The sequence below is a fragment of the Rhizobium albus genome (assembly GCA_030160035.1).
In the GTDB taxonomy this organism is placed as follows: domain Bacteria; phylum Pseudomonadota; class Alphaproteobacteria; order Rhizobiales; family Rhizobiaceae; genus Georhizobium; species Georhizobium albus.
Map to the genome: position 1 here is coordinate 158,019 of BSNO01000003.1, position 13,770 is coordinate 171,788.

A 13,770-nucleotide genomic window follows, 5' to 3' on the forward strand; every position below is an offset into this window, starting at 1 on the left:
TCTCAATCGCTGATTTTCAGCACGATCTTGCCGATATGGCTGCTGCCTTCCATGCGCCGATGGGCTTCCACCACATCGGCAAAGGGGATCACGCTGTCCATCACCGGCGCAACGCGGCGGCTTGTCAGCAGCGGCCAGACTTTTTCCATCAGCTCCGCCGCAAGCTTCCCCTTGAAGCCGCTGTCGCGCGCGCGCAGCGTGGAGCCGGTGTGAACCAGCCGCTTCATCATCAGCTTGGAGAAATCCGCCTCGGCCTTCCGCCCGTTGAGGAAAGCGATCTGCACCACGCGCCCCTCGATTGCCGCCACGTCGTAGTTGCGGCCGATATAATCGCCACCGACCATGTCCAGGATCACGTTCACGCCTTTGCCATCGGTCAGGGTCTTGACCGATTGCACGAAATCTTCGTCGCGGTAGTTGATGGCGTGGTCGGCGCCAAGCTCGAGACAGGCGCGGCATTTGTCGTCTGAGCCCGCGGTCGCAAAAACGGTCGCGCCGAACGCCTTGGCAAGCTGGATGGCGGTCGTACCGATGCCGGACGTGCCGCCGTGCACCAGGAATGTTTCCCCGGCCTGCAATCCCCCGCGTTGGAAGACATTGTGCCACACCGTGAAATAGGTCTCGGGCAGGGCGGCTGCCTCTTCCATGGAAAAGCCGTCCGGCACGGGAAGCACGCTGTCCTGATGTGCCGCGCAGCGCTCGGCATATCCGCCGCCTGTCACCAGAGCGCAAACCCGGTCGCCGACCGACCAGCGCGTGACGGCGTCACCGAGCGCCACGATCTCGCCTGCGACCTCGAGCCCAGGAATGTCGGAGGCACCGGGCGGAGGCGGATAGGCGCCTTGCCGCTGCAGGCAGTCGGGCCGGTTGACGCCGGCGGCTTTGACGGCAATCAGCACCTCGTCTGGCTTCAGGGCCGGAACCGGGCGCTCGGCAAGCTTGAGAACTTCCGGACCGCCCGGCTGGCTGATCTCCACGGCGCGCATCGTCTCGGGCATGGCTTTTCCATTCCTGTTTTTCGTCACGGGGTTATACTGGCTCGGTCCGCCGAGGGCGAGTGATCCTCGCATTCGGTCCAAGCGTGAAGCGTAAGGAGTGATGAGCCGATGGCCATTTTCGATGACATGCCGCCGACGCGCAAACCCGTCCATGAGATCGGCGCCGATCTGGCGCTTCTTTCCGCCGACGAATTGCGGCAGCGCATCGATGCGTTGCGCAGCGAGATTGCGCGGCTGGAAGAGGAAATCGAGATGAAGACATCCAGCAAGGCGGCGGCAGAGCGGTTTTTTCGCTGATGGGGATCGCTCGAATTCTCGAAAAGAAGCAGCGGGCCCGGCCCATTAACCAGGCATTAACGGTTAATAGTGTCTAATGCTCATGTCCGGAGCTTCTGGACGATTGCAGACTGACTGCTGGTCACTCTGTTTGACGCCTCCCTGTTAAACTCTCGAGAGCCGCTTTTGCGGCTCTTTTTTTTGTCGCAGGAAGGCACGGCGCATTTGCCGCACATGTGGACATTAACCCTTTCTTAAGAACGATCTTGCGCAAAGCCCTGTCGACGTACCATTCTGCGGATAGAGATCGATCACCCCATGACGGCGGAACGGAACCTGATTCTGCCTGGAGTGTTACAGCATTCAAGAATGCGACGGCCATGATGTGCCGACGCGACACAGCCTGCAGGCGAGAACCGCAGAATGCGGCACGGCGGGTCAACTGATATCGAGGCGGAATTCGAACATGAGCGAAACGTCCAGCAACATGATCAGCTTTGCCGGTCACATGGCGACGTCCAACCCATTCAAGACACTGTATGCCGACGGCATGGGTCTGGTGGAAGAAACGGCAAGCTATCTCGATGGTCCGGGTCGCATCGCATCCAAGGACCTGCCGCGTCTTGCGTCCATTCTCTACGCGGCGGAGTCCATGCGGCTGACGACGCGGCTGATGCAGCTCGCCTCGTGGCTCCTGCTGCAGCGTGCGGTCAACAACGGCGAGATGAGCCGCGACCAGGTGATGTCCGAGAAGAACAAGGTGCGGATCGACAGCTTCACCATCGACGCCAACGCGCCGGGCTGGGACGATCTCCCCGAGCAGTTCCGCGACCTCGTGGCCCGTTCGCTGCGTCTTCAGGCACGCGTTGCGCTGCTCGATCGTGAAATCTATCGGCCGGAAGTGATGCCGGCATTTGCCGATAACGAAAACAGCGTGAAGGCACAGCTTTCATTGCTGCAGACGGCATTCGGCCACCACTGACACGCCTCGTCGGAAGGAGAGAAACTGCCGTTCTCTCCTTCTTCATCTGCGACTTTAGCCACCGTCGAAACGAAAAAAGCCCGGTCTCGCGACCGGGCTTTTTTTGGATCTCGCGAGAGATCGAAACCTAAAGGCCGAGGCCTTCGAAGCGCTTCTTGAACTTCGAGAGACGGCCGCCACGGTCCATGAGCTGCTGGCCACCGCCGGTCCATGCCGGGTGGGACTTCGGGTCGATCTCGAGGTTCATCGTATCGCCTTCCGAACCCCAGGTGGAGCGCGTCGTGTATTCAGTGCCGTCCGTCATGACGACTTTGATCGTGTGGTAGTTGGGATGAATGTCGGCTTTCATCGTCCTGGCTTCCTGACTGCTTGGCGAGCCGCCGTGACGAAATAGGCGTTGCGTCAAATCGGCTCAAATGGGAAATGAAAGCGCCGCCATTGAGGCTCGCAGCTTCCTAATTTGTTGGCGAGCCTATACAGGAAGGGCAAATCGATAACAAGAGCCCTGGGGGAAAATGGGGCCGGGCGGGAGTAGGAGAGTTAAAGCGTGGCGCAAACGGCCCCTAGCGTGAACAAGAGGCGCTCGCTGCGACCGCTTGCGAGATTGCTGCCCTATGTGCTGGCCTATCGCGGGCTGGTCGCTGGCGCTTTGATCTTTCTCGTTCTCGCCGCCAGCATGACGCTGACCCTGCCGATGGCCGTCCGGCGCATGATCGACCACGGATTTTCCGAATCCGATGCCGGTTTCATCGAGACATATTTCGTCATGCTCCTGGTGATTGCGGTGCTCCTCGCGCTGGCGAGCGCCTTTCGCTACTATTTCGTCATCACGCTTGGCGAGCGCGTCGTTTCCGACCTTCGCCGCGACGTCTTTTCGCATGTGACGCGGCTTTCCGCCGGCTTCTACGACGTCAATCAATCGGGCGAGATCGTCTCGCGCCTGACGGCGGACACCACGCAGATCAAATCGACGGTCGGCGCGACGGCATCGCTGGCGCTCCGCAACATGATCCTGTGCATCGGCGCCATCGGCATGATGATCGTCACGAGCCCGGGCCTGTCGAGCCTGGTGCTGGCCGCAATTCCGCTGATCGTGTTCCCGATCGTGGCTTTCGGCCGCGCCGTGCGCCGCCGCTCGCGCGCCGCCCAGGATACGCTCGCCAACGCCATGGCCTATGCGAGCGAGACGATCGGCGCGACCCGCACCGTCCAGTCCTACAACAACGAACCGACCGCCAACGGCCTGTTTTCCCACGCGATCGAGACGGCTTTCACCGCAGCGCGTGACGCTGTGCGGGCGCGCGCCGTGTTGACCGGCTTTGCGATCTGCATGGCATTCGGGAGCGTCGTCGCCGTTTTGTGGTTCGGCGCGCAACGCGTGCTCGACGGCACGATGTCGCCCGGCACGCTCAGCCAGTTCCTCCTCTATTCGCTGTTTGCCGCTGGCGCGCTCGCGGCCTTGTCCGAGGTCTGGAGCGAGATTTCCCAAGCCGCCGGCGCCGCCGAGCGCCTGTCGGAACTGCTGGACGAGGTGCCCGAGATCCGCGCGCCGGCCAACCCCATCGCGATGCCGGTGCCCCCGGTGGGCGCCATCGAGTTCGATCACATCGCCTTCGCCTATCCCGCGCGCGACGACATGCCGGTGCTCGATGATTTCGATCTTCAGGTGAAACCCGGGGAAAGCGTTGCCGTCGTCGGCCCTTCAGGGGCCGGCAAGAGCACGCTTTTTGCCCTACTGCTGCGCTTCTACGACCCGGTGTCGGGCACGGTGCGCATCGACGGTGTCGACATCGCCAAGGCCGATCCTGCAGAGGTTCGTGCGCGCATTGCGATCGTGCCGCAGGATGTGACGATCTTCCAGGGCACGGTGCGCGACAACATCGCCTTCGGCCGACCCGGCGCGAGCGAGGGGGACATTCTGGCGGCGGCAAAGGCAGCGCACGCGGATATCTTTGTGGCCGCGCTGCCCGACGGCTACGACACGATGGTGGGCGAGCGCGGCATCACGCTTTCCGGTGGACAGCGCCAGCGCATCGCGATCGCGCGGGCCATTCTGAAGGATGCGCCGATCCTCATTCTCGACGAGGCGACCTCCGCGCTCGATGCCGAAAGCGAGCAACTGGTGCAACAGGCCCTGGAGCGGCTGATGAAGGGCCGCACGACGCTCGTCATCGCGCACCGGCTCGCTACCGTGCTCAAGGCGGATCGGATCGTCGTCATGGATCGCGGACGCATCGTGGAAGAGGGCACGCACCGCAGTTTGGTGGAGCGCAACGGCGTCTATGCGCGGCTGGCGCGCCTGCAGTTCGATCACGGGCAGACCGAGTTCATCCAGGCGGCGAAGTAAGCTCGCTCACATCGGAACGCCGGCTATCAGCGTTCCGTCAGCTTCAGCTCGATGCGCCGATTTGTGGCGCGTGCTTCCGGACTGTCGCCTTCCGCAATCGGCTGGAATTCGCCGAAGCCTGCCGCAACCAGCCGCTCGGCCGGGACACCTTGCGAGATCAGGTATTTGACGACCGAGGTCGCGCGGGCCGACGAAAGCTCCCAATTGTCCACGTAACGGCCGGTGCCGGACAGCGGCACATTGTCCGTATGGCCGTCGACGCGCAGCACCCAGTTGATGTCGGAGGGGATCTCGCGTGCGAGCTCCAGAACGGCCGTCGCCAGTTCACCCATCTGATCGATGCCCTCCGGGTTAAGTTCGGCACCACCTGAAGGGAACAGAACTTCCGACTGGAACACGAAGCGATCGCCGACGATCCGGATGTTTTCGCGGTCGGAAAGGATCTCCCGGAGACGGCCGAAGAAATCGGAGCGGTAGCGGTTCAGCTCCTGCACGCGCTGCGCGAGCGCGACGTTCAGGCGACGGCCGAGATCGGCAATCTGCGTCTGCGCTTCCGCGTCACGCGCTTCGGAAACGTCGAGCGCGCCTTCCAGAGCCGCGATCTGGCTGCGTAGGGCGGAAATCTGCTGGTTCAACAATTCGACCTGGTTCAGCGCCCGCTGGCTGACCTGACGCTCGTCGTCGAGCGTGCCTTCCAGCATGCCGATCTGCGCTTCGGCTTCGGCCGAGACGCCCTGGTTGGAGCTCAGCAACTCGCGCAGACGCGATTGCTCCTGCTCGGACTGGGCGAGCGACGCACGCAGATTGGCGAGCGCATCTTCAGCGTCCTGGCCAACGGCCTGTTCGAGCGCCAGCAACTGTGTCAGCTCGTTGATCTGGCTGTTCAGCCGGTTCAGAACCTCGTCCTGGCCTGAAATCTCGCGGCTCAGCAGAAATTGCGCCAGCACGAAGACGGACAGCAGGAACATGATGGCGAGCAGCAGGGTCGACAGCGCGTCGACGAAACCCGGCCAGTAATCGACGGACCGCTCGCGCCGCCTGTTGCGCGCCAGGGCCATGGATCAGCCTTCTTTCCGCGGGCGGTCGGGATCGATGCGCGTCGAGATCTGCTCCAGCGTCTCGCGCAGAGCGCGCGTTTCCCGCTGCTGCGCCTCGATCCAGTCGCGCAGCATCTGCTGCTCGGACCGCATGTTCTTCACCAGCCCCTGGATGCCTTCGGCCAGATTTGCCATGGCGGTGGTGGAGCGCTGGGACATGCCGTTTTCCTGTGACATGGCCTGCAGCCGTTCCGAGAGCAGCCGAAGCTCTTCCGTCGAACCCGTCCCGCGCGCCATCTCGTTGACGATCGTTTCGGAATCCATGTCCGTCACCGTCGAGAGCCAGTTTTCCAGTTCCGTGTAGAACCGGTTCTGCGCGCGCCCGGCCTGCAGGTCGAGGAAGCCGAGGATCAGCGATCCCGATAGGCCGAAGAGCGACGACGAAAACGCCGTGCCCATGCCGCCGAGCGGAGCGCTAAGGCCCGCCTTCAGCGACGCAAGAATGTCGTTCGTGTCGCCCGATCCCGGATCCAGCGACTGGATCGTGTTGTTGATGGAGCCGATGGTGCCGAGAAGGCCCCAGAACGTGCCGAGCAGGCCGAGAAAGACGAGAAGACCGATCAGATAGCGCGAGGTATCGCGGGACTCGTCGAGACGCGTCGCGATGGAATCGAGGATGGACCGCAACGACGAGGTGGAAAGCGCCATTTCCTGGCGGCGCCCGATCAATGCGCGCATCGGCGCAAGAAGCACCGGCTCGCGGCCCGCCTTTTCGGCACTGCCGGCCGCACGGAACGAGTTCACCCAACGCACTTCCGGGCGAAGCCGCAGCACTTGGTTGAAGGCCAGCAGGACGCCGATCAGCAGCACGCCGAAGATCAGGCCATTGAGGCCGGGATTGGTCACGAAAGCGGACTGGATCTGCCGATAAAGGATCGCCGCCAGGAAGCCGACGATGATCAGGAAGATCAGCATGCTCCAGAAGAAGACGAGCGGGCTCGATAATTTATGCGGATCGGCGCCGGTGCCGTCTTCAGAAATGCCCCAGCCCGAAAATTTCAATCCTGCCATGAACAGCAGCTCCAATCGTCATAGGGTCGGACAGTAACCGAAAATCAAGACGGAAAGAAAGCCGCGTGGTGGCGGAAGATTAACCGCCGATTGCAGGAGCAGGGCGGTGCACCACGTCCTTCAGCGCCTTGTGGATGTACTCGTTGCCGGCAAGAACCGTTCCGCTCTCGAACATCCGGTTGCCGCCTTCGAGGTCGGTCACGTAGCCCCCGGCCTCGCGCACCAGAAGCATGCCGGCAGCGATATCCCAGGCGGCGATGTTCTTTTCCCAATAGGCGTCGAAGCGCCCGGCAGCCGTATAGGCGAGATCGAGTGCGGCGGAGCCGGTGCGGCGAACGCCCGCGACTTCGCCCATGACGTTGCGCAGCTCGACGAGGAACTTGCCGTGGTGTCCGCGGCCAAGATGAGGGATGCCGGTCGCGATGACGGCGTCCGACAGCTTCTTGCGGGCCGCGACGCGCAGGCGACGATCGTTGAGGAAAGCGCCACCACCACGTTCTGCGGTGTAGAGCTCGTCCATCGCCGGGTTGAAGATCACGGCGCCGACGATCTCGCCATTGCGCTCCAGTGCGATCGAGACCGCGAACATCGGAATGCCGTGCAGGAAGTTGGTCGTGCCATCCAGCGGATCGACGATCCAGCGATGCGCACCGTCGGTGCCCTTGGTCTCGCCGCTTTCCTCGCCGAGGAAATCATAGGTCGGGCGGGCACGCGACAGTTCGGAGCGAATGATCTCTTCGGCCTTGCGATCGGCCTGGCTGACATAGTCGCCGGGACCCTTCAGCGAAACCTGCAGGTTCTGCACTTCGCCGAAGTCTCGCGACAGAGACCGCCCGGCCTTCATTGCGGCCTGGACCATGACGTTCAAGAGGGCGGAGCGGGCCATCGGGAGAGCTTTCGCGAAGAGGAGTGGGCAGCCTGATCAGTCGGCGCGGCGGATATAGGTGATCTCGTTGGTGTCCACGAGAATGCGCTCGCCGGATTCGATGAAGGGCGGCACCATGACGCGCACGCCGTTTTCCATGACAGCAGGCTTGTAGGACGACGCGGCCGTTTGGCCCTTCACGACAGGGTCTGCCTCGATAATGGTGAGGACCACTTGGTCCGGCAGCGAGATGCCGATGGGCTTGTCTTCGTACAGTTCGACGGTCACCATCATGCCGTCCTGCAGGAAGGCTGCGCGATCGCCGACGAAATCCTTCTGAAGCTCGAGCTGCTCGTAGGTTTCGTTGTCCATGAACACGAGCATGTCGCCCTGCTCGTAGAGGAACTGGAAGTCCTTCTGCTCCAGGCGCACGCGCTCGACCGTTTCGGAAGCGCGGAACCGCTCGTTGAGCTTGGTGCCGTCGAGGAGGTTCTTCAGTTCGACCTGGTTGAAGGCGCCGCCTTTGCCCGGCTTGACCGCGTTGGTCTTCACCGCGGCCCAGAGGCTGCCATTGTGCTCGATGACGTTACCGGGACGGATTTCGTTGCCGTTGATCTTCATGAGTCTTTTCCGTTGACATCTGGACGACCGGAAGACGTCGGATGGGTCCGATTGCGATCGCTCAGAGCGCGCTTTCCGGGATTGCGCGCCTCAAGACCACAAATGCGGCCGGCTTTCAAGCCCGGTGCCGGTCGGAGCGCAGTCTCGGGCGTGGAACGCTCAGCCGAGAAAGCGGTTTGCCGCTTCGATCGCCTGGCGCTGTTCCTCGTCGGTCAGGCCGCGAAAGAAGTCGTCGAGGACCGGGTCGTTATAGCCCGCCCGCCGCGACAGCACGTACCAGCGACCAGCCGCGACCGGGTCGGGGCGGGTGCCGATCGCGTTGATGTAGAGATGTGCCAGGCGGTTCTGGGCAACCACATTGCCGCGATTGGCTGCGATCTGCATCCAGCGGAACCCTTCCTCATAATCGACATCGCCGCCGATACCGTCGATCAGCCAGATGGCGAGATCGAGCTGTGCTGTATCGAAGCCGGAAGCGGCAGCACGCGCCAGCCAATCACGCGCGGTGTCGCGCTGCGCTTCATCGAGATCCCGGGCATTCACATAGATCTGCGACAGCGCGTATTGCGCATCAGCCACGCCCGCAGCCGCCGAGCGTTCGAAGTAGGGCATTGCCGCGATCAGTCCCGCCTGGCCTCGCTGCTGATCGACGAGAAGCTGGCCGTAGTTGAAGGATGCCATGGGATGCCCGGCGTCCGCCGCTTGCTTCATCAACTCCCGGCCGCGTTCGGGATCGGCTTCAGTGTGGCGCCCCGCGAGAAGCATCATCGCATATTTGAACTGAGCTTCGCGATCCCCGCCGGCAGCAGCCTGCCCATACCAGAACGCAGCTTGTTCGAGATCGCGCGGAACGGCAAAGCCTTCGGAAAAGAGCTCCGCCACCAGCGTCTGCGCAGCCGCGTCGCCATCTCCGGCCAGCGGAAGCGCCATGTCCATGGCGGTCAGATAGTAGCCACGCTGAAAAGCGGCATAGGCCTTGGCGGGTGTCGGATCGGTCGCGAAATCGGCCGGCAGGGGCGCGACGCTCGGTGCCGGCAGGATGGCGCCGCCGATGAGCCCGATGGGGCGCTGTTCGCCGGCCAGCCGTTCGATCAGAAACCCTGGTTCGCCGGGCTGGATGTTGCTTTCGCCATTGCCGAGAAGACGGTCCGTGGTCGGCGCCGCCTGCGTGTCCTCAGCCGGCGGAGCCCCTTCGGCGTCTTGTGCCGATGCTTGTCCAAGGCCAAGGGCAGCAACCAGCGACAGGGCAACAAGCGCCGCAATCCCGCGTCGTTCGGCTCGATCGATCCTTGGCGTTCCGACATGCCCCATGAGCGGCATCAATCGCTGAACCGTGGCGCTTTTTCGGCGAGCAGGGCATTCACTTCCTGAACGGCGGCAGCGGGACCGGCAGGATGATCGAAGATCGCTTTGCCGAGAGCGACGAACTCGCCCCCGGCTTCCGCGACTTCCAGCGCGGAGGATACGGCGGTGCCGCCCATGGCGATGCACGGGATCTCGATCATGGCCGACCACCATTCGGCAAGATCGAGAACCTTGGGATTGGCTTCCGGCTTGATGTCGCCATCGAGCTTGCCGAAGAAGATGTAGTCGGGCCGCAGTTCGCCGCGCTCCAGTGCGCCGTGCCGGTCCTTGGCATTGCCGACGCCGACGATGAGCTTGGGTGCGAATTTCTCGATCGCTTCGGCCGCATCCGATGTGGCGCCTTCCACGTGAAGGCCATCGGCGCGGGCGCGCCCGGCCACGCGGCTGTCGCCTGCGATGATGACGGCGACGCCCTTGTCCTGTGCGATTGGAACGAGCTTTTCGGCGAGCGTCTGGAAGAGGTCATTGTCACGGCCGGCCTGCGGGACGATCACCGTTGCGACGTCGCCACCGGAAAGCGCCTGTGAGAGCGCCTCACCCTGCGCGTCGACGTCGTCGCCGGGCTGCGTCACCAAAACCAATCTGCATCTGTCTTCGAACTCTGCCTTGCTCACGCCTGGGCTCCTTGTGCGCGGGTGGGCCGTCTGGTCGCCGCTCGCAATCCCCGCCGATCTCGGATAGACGCGTGGCAACAAAGGTTCAACTGGTCGCCGATGCTTTCCGATCCCTGGTTCTACGCCGCCGCAATCCCGTCCGTCCTGCTGGTCGGCCTTTCCAAGGGTGGGCTTGGCGGCGCGATGGCATTGCTCGGCGTGCCGTTGATGTCGCTCGTCGTCCCGCCGGTTCAGGCGGCTGCGATCCTTCTGCCGATCCTGATCGTCATGGACATGGTGGGCCTGTGGTCGTGGCGCCATCACAGCGATCGCATGACCCTGAGGATCATGTTGCCCGGCGCAATAATCGGGATCGGCATCGCCTGGATGACCGCCGCGTTCGTCACCGATGCCATGATCAAGCTGCTGGTCGGCGTCGTGGCGCTCATCTTCGCCCTCGACTATGCGCGCCGTGCCTGGCAGCTGCGCGGTGGTGCGCCTTCGGGCGAACGGCCGCACAATCGCGTGAAGGGTGTGTTCTGGGGCACTGTCTCGGGGTTCACGAGTTTCATCTCGCATGCCGGCGGCCCGCCCTATCAGGTCTACGCCTTAGCGCTGCGTCAGGAACCGCGCACCTATGTGGGCACCAGCGTGCGGTTCTTTGCCGTCGTCAATGCCGTCAAGGTCATTCCCTATCTGGCACTCGGGCAGTTCGATACGTCCAATCTTCAGGCATCGCTCGTGCTCCTGCCGCTCGCGCCGATCGCTACCCTTGCCGGCGCCGCGATCGTGCGCCGCATCCGGGCCGAACGCTTCTACCCCTTCATGTATGGAATGGTCTTTCTCGCCGCGTTGAAGCTGATCTGGGACGGGCTTGCCGGCCTCCTCGCTTGATCGCGGCGACAATCTCAATATCGTGTGCGTCAGCCGTGCGGGGAGCGCGGCCGAAGGGGAGGAAAGACGTCAATGAGCGGCAGTGCCTATGAGACCGATCTCGATCGCAACCCGGCCAATTACCAGCCACTGACGCCGATTGCGCATCTCGCGCGTGCCGCCTACGTCCATCCCGATCACATTGCCATCATCCATGGCGCCATGAAGTTGGACTATCGGACCTTCTACGAACGCTCCCGCAAGCTCGCCTCCGCGCTTCAGGCTGCCGGCATCAAGCGCTTCGATACGGTGTCGGTGATGCTGTCGAACACGCCGGCTATGCTGGAGGCTCATCACGGCGTGCCGATGTCCGGCGGCGTGCTGCATTCGATCAACACCCGGCTGGATGCGGCCATCATCGCCTTTCAGCTCGATCATGCCGACAGCAAGGTGCTGATCGTCGACCGCGAATTTTCGGGTCTCGTCGCCGAGGCCTTGAAGCTTGCCACCGTTAAACCGACGATCATCGATTATGACGATCCGAACTACCCCGATGATGCACCGGCGCCGAAAGGCGAGCGCATCGGCAAGATCGACTACGAAGAGTTCCTGCAATCGGGTGACCCGGACCATCACTGGGCCGGCCCGGAAGACGAGTGGGACTCGCTCTCGCTGAACTACACATCCGGCACCACGGGAAACCCCAAGGGCGTCGTCTATCACCATCGCGGTGCCGCGCTGATGGGCTACTCCAACGTCGTCGCGTCCGGCATGGGCAAGCATCCCGTCTATCTCTGGACCTTGCCGATGTTCCATTGCAATGGCTGGTGCTTCCCCTGGACGCTGGGCGTGGTGGCAGGCACGCATGTCTGCCTGCGTTGGGTGCGGGCGAAGGCCATGTATGACGCGATTGCCGATCACGGCGTCACCCATCTCTGCGGCGCGCCGATCGTCATGTCGACGCTGATCAACGCGCCGGACGAAGACAAGCGCGACTTCCCCCAGACAGTTTCCTTCAACACCGCCGCCGCGCCACCGCCGGAACAGGTGCTGTCCGGCATGGCGGATGCCGGCTTCGAAGTCGTGCATCTCTACGGACTGACGGAAACCTATGGTCCGGCGGTCGTCAACGAATGGAAGGGCGACTGGAACGATCTGGACCCGAAGGCCCGCACCACGAAGAAGGCGCGCCAGGGCGTGCGCTACAATGCGCTCGAGGATCTGGCCGTCATCGATCCATCGACTATGGAACGCGTGCCGGCCGATGGGGAGACGCTGGGGGAGGTGATGTTTCGTGGAAACATCGTCATGAAAGGCTATCTCAAGAACCGCAAGGCAAGCGACGAAGCCTTTGCGGGCGGCTGGTTCCACTCCGGCGACCTCGGCGTCATGCATCCGGATGGCTACATCCAGCTCAAGGACCGGTCCAAGGACATCATCATTTCCGGCGGCGAAAACATCTCGTCGATCGAGGTCGAGGATGCGCTTTATCGGCATCCGGCCGTGCAGGCGGTGGCCGTCGTGGCGCGTCCGGACGACAAATGGGGTGAAACGCCTTGCGCATTCGTCGAATTGCGAGCCGGCCGCGCAGCAACGGAAGAAGAATTGATCGAACACTGCCGGCAGCATCTGGCACGCTTCAAATGCCCGAAAAGCATCGTTTTCGGTGAGGTGCCGAAGACATCGACCGGCAAAATCCAGAAATTTGTTCTACGGGATCGCGCCAAAGCTCTTTAAGCTGCATCTGCGCTGGAGCAGCGGGAAAGTAAATCGCACTGAACATCTTCGCTGCAGTGCACAAAATCGCTTGCCCGCAAATCGGCTTTGACTTACCGTCAAGCCATGCCGACCCTGGATCCGTTTGCAGCCATTGCCGATCCGAATCGCCGCCATCTGCTGGAGGAGCTTCGTCGCGCGCCTCAAACGGTGAATGAGCTGGCGCAGGGGCTGCCAATCAGCCGGCCCGCCGTCTCGCAGCACCTCAAGGCGCTTCTGGACAGCGGACTGGTCGTCGTGAAGCCGCAGGGCACGCGGCGGATTTACGCGATCGACAATGCAGGCTTCATGCGCCTGAACATCTGGCTCGACCAGTTCTGGGCTTGAGCCCGTATCGCGTGATCCTCTTGAAAGCGGATGACGAGCCTAGTGGCTCATCTTTGCCTGTAACCGCTCGATCTCATCCTTGAGACGCAACTTCTGACGTTTGAGTTCGACAATCGTCTGATCTTTTCCGGAAGGTCTGGTCCTCTCCGCGTGAAGCTGTTCCTCCAGGGAGCCATGCTTCTGCTTCAGTGTTGCGAGATGAGCCTCAACGGTCATGTACAACTTCCTTCCTTCGGTTATCGACGCCCCGTCTGGGACGCGAGCGCCGGTTGCGGAAACAGGAAGTGTGCCATGGGAAATGTGGATTGTCGAAGGTGATTTCATGACCATTGATAACTTCCCGTTACGCCCGAATGTGTGGTACGAGCCTCCCCGAAAATGCACTGTGGCTGCTGCGCAAAGCGTGGCTTTTCCGGTGTCGAGTGGGGAAGGGCATGTCCGATCAGGATCAAAGTGAACTGCGCCTCATGGCGGCGCGGCTGCGGCAAGAGCACGAAGATTATGACGTCGCCATCAAGGCCATGATCCAGATCGGCTGCGAGGCGCTGCGTATCCAGCGCATGAAGAAGAAAAAGCTCATCATCAAGGACCGGATCTCGCAGATCGAGGACCAGATCATACCGGACATCATTGCGTGAG

16 protein-coding genes are annotated in these 13,770 nt (G+C 62.5%); 7 read left to right on the forward strand and 9 right to left on the reverse strand.

What is annotated here, in order from left to right; genetic code table 11:
• Positions 1–2: 2 nt before the first annotated feature.
• Positions 3–998, reverse strand: coding sequence for an NAD(P)H-quinone oxidoreductase (locus QQL76_RS08525; RefSeq protein ID WP_499207266.1), 996 nt, complete (start codon positions 996–998; stop codon positions 3–5).
• Between the two features lie 108 nt (positions 999–1,106).
• On the opposite strand from QQL76_RS08525, the gene QQL76_RS08530 reads away from it, so the two are divergent.
• Complete coding sequence (locus tag QQL76_RS08530; RefSeq protein WP_404862809.1) at positions 1,107–1,295, forward strand: DUF1192 domain-containing protein; 189 nt, start codon at positions 1,107–1,109, stop codon at positions 1,293–1,295.
• A 445-nt stretch (positions 1,296–1,740) separates the two neighbouring features.
• Positions 1,741–2,256, forward strand: coding sequence for a protease adaptor protein RcdA (gene rcdA, locus QQL76_RS08535; RefSeq protein WP_126011837.1), 516 nt, complete (start codon positions 1,741–1,743; stop codon positions 2,254–2,256).
• Positions 2,257–2,383: 127 nt separating this feature from the next.
• On the opposite strand, the gene rpmE is transcribed toward rcdA, so the two are convergent.
• Positions 2,384–2,605, reverse strand: a complete 222-nt coding sequence (rpmE, locus tag QQL76_RS08540; protein ID WP_126011835.1) for a 50S ribosomal protein L31 — start codon at positions 2,603–2,605, stop codon at positions 2,384–2,386.
• A gap of 219 nt (positions 2,606–2,824) precedes the next feature.
• Between rpmE and QQL76_RS08545 the strand changes: the two genes are divergently transcribed.
• The gene (locus tag QQL76_RS08545; RefSeq protein ID WP_499207267.1) at positions 2,825–4,603 is read left to right on the forward strand and encodes an ABC transporter transmembrane domain-containing protein; all 1,779 of its coding nucleotides are present in this window, start codon (positions 2,825–2,827) and stop codon (positions 4,601–4,603) included.
• Between the two features lie 26 nt (positions 4,604–4,629).
• Here the strand turns inward: QQL76_RS08545 and QQL76_RS08550 are convergent, their stop codons facing one another.
• The 6 genes from QQL76_RS08550 to QQL76_RS08575 form a co-directional block, all read right to left on the reverse strand.
• On the reverse strand, positions 4,630–5,661 hold the full coding sequence (locus QQL76_RS08550) for a peptidoglycan -binding protein (RefSeq protein ID WP_126011831.1): 1,032 nt from the start codon (positions 5,659–5,661) through the stop codon (positions 4,630–4,632).
• Positions 5,662–5,664: 3 nt separating this feature from the next.
• Positions 5,665–6,711 (reverse strand): flagellar motor protein MotA, encoded by a 1,047-nt coding sequence (locus QQL76_RS08555; protein WP_499207268.1) that lies wholly within the window; start codon positions 6,709–6,711, stop codon positions 5,665–5,667.
• A 79-nt stretch (positions 6,712–6,790) separates the two neighbouring features.
• Positions 6,791–7,597, reverse strand: coding sequence for an inositol monophosphatase family protein (locus QQL76_RS08560; RefSeq protein WP_499207269.1), 807 nt, complete (start codon positions 7,595–7,597; stop codon positions 6,791–6,793).
• 36 nt (positions 7,598–7,633) lie between these two features.
• Positions 7,634–8,197 (reverse strand): elongation factor P, encoded by a 564-nt coding sequence (gene efp / locus QQL76_RS08565; RefSeq protein WP_499207270.1) that lies wholly within the window; start codon positions 8,195–8,197, stop codon positions 7,634–7,636.
• A 159-nt stretch (positions 8,198–8,356) separates the two neighbouring features.
• Complete coding sequence (locus QQL76_RS08570; protein ID WP_499207271.1) at positions 8,357–9,508, reverse strand: tetratricopeptide repeat protein; 1,152 nt, start codon at positions 9,506–9,508, stop codon at positions 8,357–8,359.
• An 8-nt stretch (positions 9,509–9,516) separates the two neighbouring features.
• Positions 9,517–10,176: a thiamine phosphate synthase gene (locus QQL76_RS08575; protein WP_499207272.1), complete on the reverse strand. Its 660-nt coding sequence runs from the start codon at positions 10,174–10,176 to the stop codon at positions 9,517–9,519.
• 99 nt (positions 10,177–10,275) lie between these two features.
• Here QQL76_RS08575 and QQL76_RS08580 point away from each other — a divergent pair, with 99 nt between their 5' ends.
• The 3 genes from QQL76_RS08580 to QQL76_RS08590 all read left to right on the forward strand — a co-directional run bounded on the left by QQL76_RS08580 (position 10,276) and on the right by QQL76_RS08590 (position 13,131).
• Positions 10,276–11,049: a sulfite exporter TauE/SafE family protein gene (locus QQL76_RS08580; RefSeq protein WP_499207273.1), complete on the forward strand. Its 774-nt coding sequence runs from the start codon at positions 10,276–10,278 to the stop codon at positions 11,047–11,049.
• Positions 11,050–11,121: 72 nt separating this feature from the next.
• Positions 11,122–12,765: an acyl-CoA synthetase gene (locus QQL76_RS08585; protein ID WP_499207274.1), complete on the forward strand. Its 1,644-nt coding sequence runs from the start codon at positions 11,122–11,124 to the stop codon at positions 12,763–12,765.
• 105 nt (positions 12,766–12,870) lie between these two features.
• The gene (locus QQL76_RS08590; protein WP_126011815.1) at positions 12,871–13,131 is read left to right on the forward strand and encodes an ArsR/SmtB family transcription factor; all 261 of its coding nucleotides are present in this window, start codon (positions 12,871–12,873) and stop codon (positions 13,129–13,131) included.
• 39 nt (positions 13,132–13,170) lie between these two features.
• Here the strand turns inward: QQL76_RS08590 and QQL76_RS08595 are convergent, their stop codons facing one another.
• Entirely contained in the window at positions 13,171–13,347 is a 177-nt protein-coding gene (locus QQL76_RS08595) for a YdcH family protein (protein WP_126011813.1), read from the reverse strand.
• 218 nt (positions 13,348–13,565) lie between these two features.
• Here QQL76_RS08595 and QQL76_RS08600 point away from each other — a divergent pair, with 218 nt between their 5' ends.
• Positions 13,566–13,769 carry a YdcH family protein gene (locus tag QQL76_RS08600; protein WP_126011811.1) on the forward strand — a complete coding sequence of 68 codons (204 nt, stop codon included), beginning with the start codon at positions 13,566–13,568 and terminating at the stop codon, positions 13,767–13,769.
• Position 13,770: the final 1 nt, after the last annotated feature.

Bases quoted from the DNA above. Each gene is read 5' to 3' on its own strand.
- QQL76_RS08600 (WP_126011811.1), top strand. From the start codon at position 13,566: ATGTCCGATCAGGATCAAAGTGAACTGCGCCTCATGGCGGCGCGGCTG.
- QQL76_RS08570 (WP_499207271.1), bottom strand. From the start codon at position 9,508: ATGGGGCATGTCGGAACGCCAAGGATCGATCGAGCCGAACGACGCGGG.
- QQL76_RS08585 (WP_499207274.1), top strand. From the start codon at position 11,122: ATGAGCGGCAGTGCCTATGAGACCGATCTCGATCGCAACCCGGCCAAT.
- QQL76_RS08555 (WP_499207268.1), bottom strand. From the start codon at position 6,711: ATGGCAGGATTGAAATTTTCGGGCTGGGGCATTTCTGAAGACGGCACC.
- rpmE (WP_126011835.1), bottom strand. From the start codon at position 2,605: ATGAAAGCCGACATTCATCCCAACTACCACACGATCAAAGTCGTCATG.
- rcdA (WP_126011837.1), top strand. From the start codon at position 1,741: ATGAGCGAAACGTCCAGCAACATGATCAGCTTTGCCGGTCACATGGCG.
- QQL76_RS08530 (WP_404862809.1), top strand. From the start codon at position 1,107: ATGGCCATTTTCGATGACATGCCGCCGACGCGCAAACCCGTCCATGAG.
- QQL76_RS08590 (WP_126011815.1), top strand. From the start codon at position 12,871: ATGCCGACCCTGGATCCGTTTGCAGCCATTGCCGATCCGAATCGCCGC.
- QQL76_RS08580 (WP_499207273.1), top strand. From the start codon at position 10,276: ATGCTTTCCGATCCCTGGTTCTACGCCGCCGCAATCCCGTCCGTCCTG.
- QQL76_RS08550 (WP_126011831.1), bottom strand. From the start codon at position 5,661: ATGGCCCTGGCGCGCAACAGGCGGCGCGAGCGGTCCGTCGATTACTGG.
- efp (WP_499207270.1), bottom strand. From the start codon at position 8,197: ATGAAGATCAACGGCAACGAAATCCGTCCCGGTAACGTCATCGAGCAC.
- QQL76_RS08560 (WP_499207269.1), bottom strand. From the start codon at position 7,597: ATGGCCCGCTCCGCCCTCTTGAACGTCATGGTCCAGGCCGCAATGAAG.
- QQL76_RS08595 (WP_126011813.1), bottom strand. From the start codon at position 13,347: ATGACCGTTGAGGCTCATCTCGCAACACTGAAGCAGAAGCATGGCTCC.
- QQL76_RS08525 (WP_499207266.1), bottom strand. From the start codon at position 998: ATGCCCGAGACGATGCGCGCCGTGGAGATCAGCCAGCCGGGCGGTCCG.